We start from the raw sequence: 7,580 nt of genomic DNA, 5'->3' as shown, positions 1-7,580 counted from the left end.
GACCGGCTCAAAGGGGTTAAAGGTGCGGATGGGGCCGAAGGTGCGCAACACGGTGGAAGCATTCTCCAGGCCGCGATCCGCCACCAGGGGGGCAACCGCCTCCTCAGGGATCTGCGCCGCATCGGTAAAGCCCCAACGCTCCTCCAGCTCTAATCGGGATCCCTTGATTTGGCCGGGAGGCAAATCCAGAGGTGCCTTCATGCGGATCAGCTCTGCCCGCGACAGCAGGCTGTTGGGGCGAAACTCGCGGTTGGCGTCTCCGCTAACGATGCCGGCAGCTCCCAGGGCCTGGATGTAGCGAAAGTTGGGATCCTCCTCCGGCACATCCAAAAAGAGGGGGCGCTCGCTGGCGGATCCCAAACGGATTTGGCGGCTGGGCTGGTCGGCGTGAATGGCGTTGTTGGCCAGCACCAACCAGCGGGCAAATTCGCCGCGACGAACGCTGCGCTGCGGCTGAAACTCACTGCCAACAACATCGGCAAAGACCCCCAGCCGATCCAAATCAGAGACAGCACGGGCCACCAGGGATCCGGGCTCCAGATCCGCAAAGCGGCTGCTGACCTGGCTGGGCGGAGGCGTGAAGGAAGCAGGGGGAGTCGCAGGAGCAGAGGGGACAGAGGTAGAGGAGGAGCGGGATCCCGGCAGAGGCGTGGGCGTCTCCGGTTGGTCTCCAGAGGGGAAGGTAGGCAGGCTCACCGGTCGCACCGCTCGTTGCAGCCGTTCTCCCCACTCGGTTCCCTGACAGGCCGACAACAGCCCCAGCAGCAGGACAAAACCAGCGGCCCTGAGCCAGGTGCCGGCTGGAGGCGGCGATCGCCTAGACTGCTTGAACCGATTGAGCTGATGCTGCAATGCTTTCTCCCCCTCTACTAAGCCCATTTGCGGCTGAACTCCTCCAGCACATCCAGTAAGTTCAGCAGGCTTTGCATGGGCAGCAGATCCGCCAGGGGCAGCTCTTTGCGCCCGCCCCCCACTTTCACCGGGATCCCTTGCAGGATCTCTGTAACGGCATTCTCATCCACCTTGCCTGCCATCACCTGGGGGGCCAGTTGTTCTGCCAAGAGGGTGTGCAGGTGGGCATCCCGCAGGTAGAGGTGCCACCGGGCCACATCGATGTAAACTTCCTCGCCAATGGCAGCGGCCAATTGCTCGATCTCTGGGTTGCTGGGCACTTGGGCCATTGCTCAGCTCCGTCAGTGGTTGCCCTCTGCCGATCATAACCTGCTCCCACCTCAGGGAGAGCTGGCGGCAGAGCGGCCCGGTAGAGGCAGGGCAAAGTTCTCCTGCAACTGCCGCAGCAGCAACAGGTGCTCCAGCGCCAGGCGATCCCGTTCTGTGCGCAACTGGCTCAGTTGGGCCTGAATTTGACGGATATCGGCCTCGTCAGAGTCCCAGTCTTGCAACAGGCGGTAGAGGCGCTCTTGTTGGTTGGCAATCTGCCGGTTCAGGCGGGCCAGGCGGCGGTTGAACTCCCTATCCATTGCTTCTGCCAGCTCGGGATCCGGCAGCAGGGCCAGGTGATCCCAATGGATGCCCAAGTCGGCCAAGGTTGGTGAGGGTGGATCCAACTCCTTAAGGAGGGGGAAATCGGGAAAAGGCGATAGCTCTATCCCGGGAGAGGTCGGTTGGTTTTGGGCGGGGGTGGGAGTGAGACGGGATCCCGGTGAGGGCAGGTTGGTGGGCTCCAGGGCATTGGGATAGGGACGTGAGTCCTGCGGCGCTGCAAAATGGCTGCCACTGGGGTCAGCCTGGGCCGGCAGGGATCCCAGACTGCATAGCCAAAGGCAAACCGCCAGACCGCAAGCTCTGCGAACGGCTTTTTCCACCCTCTACTCCTCAGTCTTTCTCAAGCCTGCTCAGGTCATTCCCGGCCCGTCTCGGCTCCGATCGCGCTGACAGGACGGAGTCCACGGTTGGGCGTTGTCTCAAACAAAATCGAGTAGGCATCTTGCTTTTGCCCCAGCTCGAACAGGTAGTGCTGGGCAACGCGAGCAGAGGCAGGCACGATGGCCACCCGCACCGGCGGATTTTCTAGCGATACCAAGGGCTGAGGATGCGACCAACGCCATCCCGCCCAGCCGGCTCCCGCCAAGGCCACCACAGCGGCTGCCACCCGTCCCCAAGGGGTGCCCCTGCGCCACCGCCAGCCCAGATCGAGCGCCGGCCTTTGGTCCAGCTCCTCGAACACGTGGCTGATCAGCAGCTCTGTCTGGATGGGATCCAAAGTTGGGGCCTTGAGATTGGCCAAACCGGCCTGCAAGGCTGCCAGTTGGCTGTACAGTTGCCGCGCTTGGGGATCGCTGGCCAGCCAGTCTTCCACCTGCCGCGCTTCTTGAGAGGACAACTCCCCATCCAGGTAGGCGCTCAACTGTTCAAAGCGCTCCTCCACCAGCGGCATCTCCTGCTGGGAATCCCTGGGATCGGGGTTGCGGTTGCCGCGAACCATGGTCATTCACCGTTGAGGTAGGGTTTTAGGGTGGATTGTAAGCGGGCGCGGGCGCGGGCAATGCGAGACTTAACGGTGCCCAAAGACACGCCTGTGATCTCGGCAATTTCCTCGTAGGCCATCCCCTGAATTTCCCGCAGCAGGATTGTCTGGCGAAAAACCTGAGGCAGGTCGCGGACGGCCTGGTGCAACTGCTCGTAAAACTCGCAGGTGGTGAGGTGCTCATGGGGGCTGGGGCTCTCGCTGGGCAGCTCCCATTCCATCTCACTGTCTCGCATTGCAATCGGCGCATCCAAAGAAAGAGGCTGCTGCTGCCGCTTGCGCCTGCGCAGCTCGTCATAGAACAGGTTGGTGGCAATCCGCCCCAACCAACTGCGAAATTTCGCCGGCTCCTGCAGCCGCTTTAGGTGGCGGTAGGCCCGGATCCAGACTTCCTGGGCCAGGTCGTGCCGGTCGGGCCAGTCCGGGGCGAGGTGGTAGAGCACCTTGTCCACATGGGCCTGGTGACGACGCATCAGCTCAGCAAAGGCCTCGCGGTGGGGCTGGGATCCCTGCTGACAGAGCAGCACCAGATCCCCATCAGCGAGCTTTTCGGGCCGCGCAGGCACGTTCTTCACCGAGACCGACCAGCGCTGGCCAGTGATGTCGCTGAGGGCAGCATCCATAGGCATCCATAGGTTATTGAACGACGGAGGGATCCCCTCCCAAGCAGAACCTCTGTTTCCTGACGCAACGGGGGAAGTTAGGTTCCCTCTCCCGATCTTGGCTCAAGGGGGCAGGGCGGTGCGAGAACCCTCTGCAGGATAGCCCTTGAGCCGGCGGCTGGGCTACAGTGGGCTTGCGGTACGGTCAACCTCCCTCCGGCATGACTCCTGATGTCTCTGCTGCCCTCCTCTCCGAGCTCAAGGTGGTGCCGACGCTGGCCCAACTCTCGGCAGCGTCCTTGCAATGGCTGGGATCCCAGGTGAAGCTGCGGGATATTGCGGCAGGACAAGCGCTCTTGATGCAGGATGCCTGGGGCAGTGTGGTTTATCTGATCCTCTCTGGCTGGGCCAAGGTGCGGCGGCCTGTGCGGATCGGCACAACAGAAGGGATACAAAGCAGCGCCCAAACCCTAGCTTTGCTCGGGCCGGGCGCTTGGGTGGGGGAAATGGCGGTACTGGACGAGGCCCCCCGCTCGCGGGATGTGCTGGCCCTGACCCCGGTGCGGGCTGTCGGGATCCCGGCGGCCACCTTCAAGGCGCTGATGCTGCAGGAGCCGCACCTGTGTTACCAGCTAGCCCGCAGCCTCTCCCGCCGCTTGCGCCTGGCCAATTTGCAGGCCGATCTGGATCGACAAAGCCCCCCGCTGCGGGTGGTACATGCGCTGGTGCAACTGGCAGAGGCCTTTGGCGAGAAGACCGCCCAGGGAATGCGCATTGTTTACCCTCCCCTCCAGGATTTGGCCGATATCAGCCAGGTCAGCCGAGAGGCAGCGGCGGCGGTGCTGGGCCGTCTGCAGCAGCAGGGGGTGATTCAGGTGTTGCCGGAGCAACAGTCTCTGCTGCTGGTGCAGTACGCCAAACTGGTAGAGGCCAGCCGTCTGCTTTAGGTGCTGTCAGATCCTGCTTTGGAGACTGCCCATGCGCCCCCAGCCCATCCCGCCCCGGCCCGGACAAGAATCCGTCTGGGACTACCCGCGCCCGCCCCGCTTGGAGCCCACCGCCGAGCGGGTGGAAGTTCTCTTCAACGGCGAGCTCATCGCCCACAGCTGCCGCTGCTACCGTATCCTGGAAACCAGCCACCCGCCCACCTACTACATTCCCCCCAGCGACGTGCGGCTGGAGTATCTCCGCCCCAGCGCCCGCACCTCCTTCTGCGAGTTCAAAGGAACTGCCCGCTACTGGACGATCCAGGTCGGCTCCCAAGTGGCCGTGGATGCCGCCTGGAGCTATTCGGATCCCAGCCCAGAGTTTTGGCCCATCCGCGACTACCTTGCTTTTTATGCGGGCCGCGTGCAGGAGTGCCGGGTGGATGGAGAGCGAGTTCGGCCCCAGCCGGGAGATTTCTACGGCGGCTGGATTACCTCCAAGGTCGTAGGCCCCTTCAAGGGGGAGCCGGGGAGCTGGGACTGGTAGGTTCTAAGCAAGAGGGGATCCCTTTTGCTGAGGAAAAGACTACAGTTAAGTCGAGGCGGGTTCAGGGATCCGACGCGATTAGGAGAGCCGACAACAGCCATGACGGTGCGAGTGCCCCTCGACTACTACCGAGTTTTGATGCTGTCGCCACGGGCGGACGAGCATCAGATCGAGCAGGCCTACCGGGAGCGGCTCGATCCCAAACCGGGCGAGCGCTCTTGGCTGCTGGGGTTTTCGCCGCAGGCCGTGGCAGCTCGCGCTCAGCTTATCCAAGAGGCAGCCTCGGTGTTGCTTAACCCAGAGGCGCGACGAAACTACGACGAACACCTCATGCCGGCGGATCCCACCCTGACGGTGGAAGAGACCCTCTTGCCAGGCGTGCTGTGTTTGTATTGCGAAGCCGGAGACTACCAAGCGGCTTTGGATTTGGCTCAACAGATGTTGGAGCAGGGCCACCCTGCCCGTTCTGATGCCATTTTGGCGCGGGCCATCGCCCGTTTGGAGCTGGGCCGGGAAGCCTGGCAGCAGGGATCCTACGAAGAGGCGGCGCGTTCTTTGCAGGCGGGCCTGGCCGAGCTGGAGGAGTACCAGGCCTTTCCGCAGATGCAAGCAGAGTTCCGCCTTGATCTGGGCAAGCTGCGCCCTTACCGCATTTTGCAACTCCTCAGCCACGAGGCCAATGTTTTCTCCCGAACTGGCCAAGAGGCTGCCGATGCGAACGGGGAGCGACAGCAGGGACTGGCTCTCCTCAAAGCCATGCTGGACGAACGGGGCGGCATCGAGGGGATGGGTCAAGATGGCTCTGGCCTCAGCACCGAGGATTTCCTGCGCTTCATCCAGCGGGTACGTCGCCACCTCACCCTCAAAGAACAGCAGGAGTTGTTTGAGCGGGAGGCTGAGCGTCCCTCGATGGTGGCCGCCTACTTGGCCGTGCAGGTATTGCTGGCAGCAGGGTATCTGGAAAATCGTCCGGCCCTGGTGCGGCGTGCCCGCGGTTACCTGGTTCGCTTGGCGCAACGACAGGATGTGCATCTGGAGCAGGCCATCTGCAGTCTCTTGCTGGGACAAACCGAAGAGGCGCTCGAACATCTGCGCTCCACCCAAGAAGCAGAGGCCTTGCAGTTTATCGAAGAACACTCCGCCGGCTCCCCCGACCATCTGCCGGGTCTGTGCCGCTTCACAGAAAGGTGGTTTCAAGAGGAGGTGTTCCCAGAGTTTCGTGGCCTGGAAACTGCCCAAGCGACTTTGCAAGCCTACTTCGACAACCCCCAAGTCCAAGCCTACCTGGACGAGATGCCCAGCCGCGAAGACCCGCCGGCAGGGATGCTATCTCCGCGAGCCCCCTATCCCCCCCCTCATTTGCCGGCTATGGTGGGTGGCCCGCGACTGCTTGAGCAGACTCAAGAATGGCCTCGCCCACCCTCCCCCTTGCAAGGGGGAGGAACCATGCCCGAACCCCCGCGCCTCTCGGATTTGCCCTCTTACCGGGGCACCCCTAGGCCGGGTGTCTCTGCCCTTGCGGATCCCGCCAGCGGGACGGAGTCCTTTGAGGGGCTCCCTGCTCAGAACCCAGGTTTGCAGGATGGGGAACGTTACCGCCGCAGCCGCCTGGGATCCCGCCGTGGCCGGAGTGAGCGCCCTGCCCTTCCCGCCGGCATTCGTTTGGCCGGGGTGGTTGGTGTCGGCATCCTCTCCCTGCTGATCATCTGGCAAATGCTGCGGGGCCTGTTCACGCCACCGCCGGCGCCACCGCTGGAGCAGCCCCAGGTGCAAGTTGAGCAGCCGCCGGTTGCCCTCAGCCGTCCTGATCAGGCAGAGCCCACTCCTGAACCTGAGCCCACCGGCCCTCTGGCCGAGTGGCAAGGAGTCCAACAGGTGCGGGTGATCTCCAACGATGGCATCAACATCCGCCAGCAGCCCAGCCTGAGGGGAGCCATTGTCGGGACAGCCCCCCGCCAAGCTCTGCTGCGGGTGGTAGAAGTGCAAGCCGGCGAAGGACAGGTGCCCGTCTGGTTGCGCGTCGAGCGAGATGGGGCTCCGGGGGGATGGGTCGCTGCCCAATCCGGCTCAACCCGTTTGGTGGAACGGCCCTGAGCTGTCGGCTTTTGCTCTCTTGTTCAGGGGTTCGGCGGCCTATCAGCCCTTTGAGATGGGCAGGGGCGTGAAGATGTGTCCTTCTTGCAGGCTGCCGAAGCTGTGGCAGCGCTCGGATCCCCAGCGAAAGCCGTAGAGGGCGATGTAGGCGCACATCAGGGCATCGATTTGGTCTTCGTAGTTTTTGAGTTGGCGGCCCCTAAGGGATCCCACCTCCACCTGGAGCAGGGTTTCGTGGCCGCGCAGGGCAGGGTCGGCGTTGGTCAGGGAGCGCAGGTGCTGCCGGTAAAGTTGCCAAGCTTGTTCCCGTTCCGGCCAACTGCGTCGAGGGCGGGCCTTGTATTTCAGGGTGCGGCGGAGGCCGAAGAGGCTCACCATGGCGCTGTGGGGGAAGACTTCGGTGATCTGGCGGGCCAAGGATCCCCGCTCGATGCTGGCCTGCTCCCGAAAGCCATGGCGGGAGAGGGCTTGCACCAGGGCTTCCCCTCGCACTTGGCCGTTTTTTTCTAAGAGCCGGCGGTTGGCGGGGTGGGCGCCGGCGGCGTAGGCGCGAAACAGCTGGTTCAGCTCGGCTTCGGCCCGCCGCTGGCCGCTGAGGTTGGGGACGCGCAAGGGGGCGTCCACCGCCACCAGGCAGGGATCCCCTCCGGCTTGGGCTTGGATGTAGTCCACAATTTCCGGGTCGGTTTGCAGGATGCGACTGTCCAGCAGGCGGCCCGTCAGGTTCTGGACTTTGGCATCCCCCATTTCGACCTGCAACGTCGCCACCCCAGAGGGGTTGCGGTTTGACCAGGCCAGGTCTAGGCCAATACAGATTAACCGAGCCATACCGCTTTCCCCTTTTCCACACGCTCGATCGAGGATTCCCTCACCCCCAGCCCCTCTCCCTGAGGGAGGATCCCTCACCCCCAGCCCCTCTCCCT

Annotated in this window: 9 protein-coding genes; 3 read left to right on the top strand and 6 right to left on the bottom strand. The window is 63.4% G+C overall.

Annotation, left to right across the window (positions count from 1 at the left end; all coding sequences use genetic code 11):
- The 5 genes from NW853_RS03135 to NW853_RS03115 form a co-directional block, all read right to left on the bottom strand.
- On the bottom strand, window positions 1-879 hold an 879-nt coding region (locus NW853_RS03135), incomplete at its 3' end, for an S-layer homology domain-containing protein (protein ID WP_414347700.1).
- The gene (locus NW853_RS03130) at window positions 870-1,181 is read right to left on the bottom strand and encodes a DUF3181 family protein (protein WP_414347698.1); all 312 of its coding nucleotides are present in this window, start codon (window positions 1,179-1,181) and stop codon (window positions 870-872) included. The genes NW853_RS03135 and NW853_RS03130, both read right to left, overlap by 10 nt.
- A gap of 51 nt (window positions 1,182-1,232) precedes the next feature.
- Window positions 1,233-1,826 (bottom strand): hypothetical protein, encoded by a 594-nt coding sequence (locus NW853_RS03125; protein ID WP_414347695.1) that lies wholly within the window; start codon window positions 1,824-1,826, stop codon window positions 1,233-1,235.
- Window positions 1,827-1,861: 35 nt separating this feature from the next.
- A complete protein-coding gene (locus NW853_RS03120; protein WP_414333378.1) occupies window positions 1,862-2,446 on the bottom strand; it encodes an anti-sigma factor family protein in 585 nt (194 codons plus the stop codon).
- 2 nt (window positions 2,447-2,448) lie between these two features.
- Complete coding sequence (locus NW853_RS03115; protein ID WP_414333379.1) at window positions 2,449-3,111, bottom strand: sigma-70 family RNA polymerase sigma factor; 663 nt, start codon at window positions 3,109-3,111, stop codon at window positions 2,449-2,451.
- A 200-nt stretch (window positions 3,112-3,311) separates the two neighbouring features.
- Here NW853_RS03115 and NW853_RS03110 point away from each other — a divergent pair, with 200 nt between their 5' ends.
- The 3 genes from NW853_RS03110 to NW853_RS03100 all read left to right on the top strand — a co-directional run bounded on the left by NW853_RS03110 (window position 3,312) and on the right by NW853_RS03100 (window position 6,657).
- Window positions 3,312-4,037, top strand: a complete 726-nt coding sequence (locus tag NW853_RS03110) for a Crp/Fnr family transcriptional regulator (RefSeq protein ID WP_414333380.1) — start codon at window positions 3,312-3,314, stop codon at window positions 4,035-4,037.
- 31 nt (window positions 4,038-4,068) lie between these two features.
- Complete coding sequence (locus NW853_RS03105) at window positions 4,069-4,563, top strand: DUF427 domain-containing protein (RefSeq protein WP_414333382.1); 495 nt, start codon at window positions 4,069-4,071, stop codon at window positions 4,561-4,563.
- A 99-nt stretch (window positions 4,564-4,662) separates the two neighbouring features.
- Window positions 4,663-6,657: an SH3 domain-containing protein gene (locus NW853_RS03100; protein WP_414333384.1), complete on the top strand. Its 1,995-nt coding sequence runs from the start codon at window positions 4,663-4,665 to the stop codon at window positions 6,655-6,657.
- 42 nt (window positions 6,658-6,699) lie between these two features.
- Here NW853_RS03100 and NW853_RS03095 read toward each other — a convergent pair whose 3' ends face one another.
- Window positions 6,700-7,485, bottom strand: a complete 786-nt coding sequence (locus tag NW853_RS03095) for a DUF429 domain-containing protein (RefSeq protein WP_414333386.1) — start codon at window positions 7,483-7,485, stop codon at window positions 6,700-6,702.
- Window positions 7,486-7,580 lie beyond the last annotated feature (95 nt).

It is taken from the genome of Synechococcus sp. H55.11, assembly GCF_047462475.1.
Lineage (GTDB): Bacteria > Cyanobacteriota > Cyanobacteriia > Thermostichales > Thermostichaceae > Thermostichus.
Note: the sequence above shows the minus strand (reverse complement) of the source record. Positions and strands in the feature narration are given on the sequence as shown.

What these genes read in the sequence shown, in the direction of transcription:
- NW853_RS03130 (WP_414347698.1), bottom strand. Translation starts at nt 1,181, where the DNA reads ATGGCCCAAGTGCCCAGCAACCCAGAGATCGAGCAATTGGCCGCTGCC.
- NW853_RS03115 (WP_414333379.1), bottom strand. Translation starts at nt 3,111, where the DNA reads ATGGATGCTGCCCTCAGCGACATCACTGGCCAGCGCTGGTCGGTCTCG.
- NW853_RS03110 (WP_414333380.1), top strand. Translation starts at nt 3,312, where the DNA reads ATGACTCCTGATGTCTCTGCTGCCCTCCTCTCCGAGCTCAAGGTGGTG.
- NW853_RS03120 (WP_414333378.1), bottom strand. Translation starts at nt 2,446, where the DNA reads ATGGTTCGCGGCAACCGCAACCCCGATCCCAGGGATTCCCAGCAGGAG.
- NW853_RS03105 (WP_414333382.1), top strand. Translation starts at nt 4,069, where the DNA reads ATGCGCCCCCAGCCCATCCCGCCCCGGCCCGGACAAGAATCCGTCTGG.
- NW853_RS03095 (WP_414333386.1), bottom strand. Translation starts at nt 7,485, where the DNA reads ATGGCTCGGTTAATCTGTATTGGCCTAGACCTGGCCTGGTCAAACCGC.
- NW853_RS03100 (WP_414333384.1), top strand. Translation starts at nt 4,663, where the DNA reads ATGACGGTGCGAGTGCCCCTCGACTACTACCGAGTTTTGATGCTGTCG.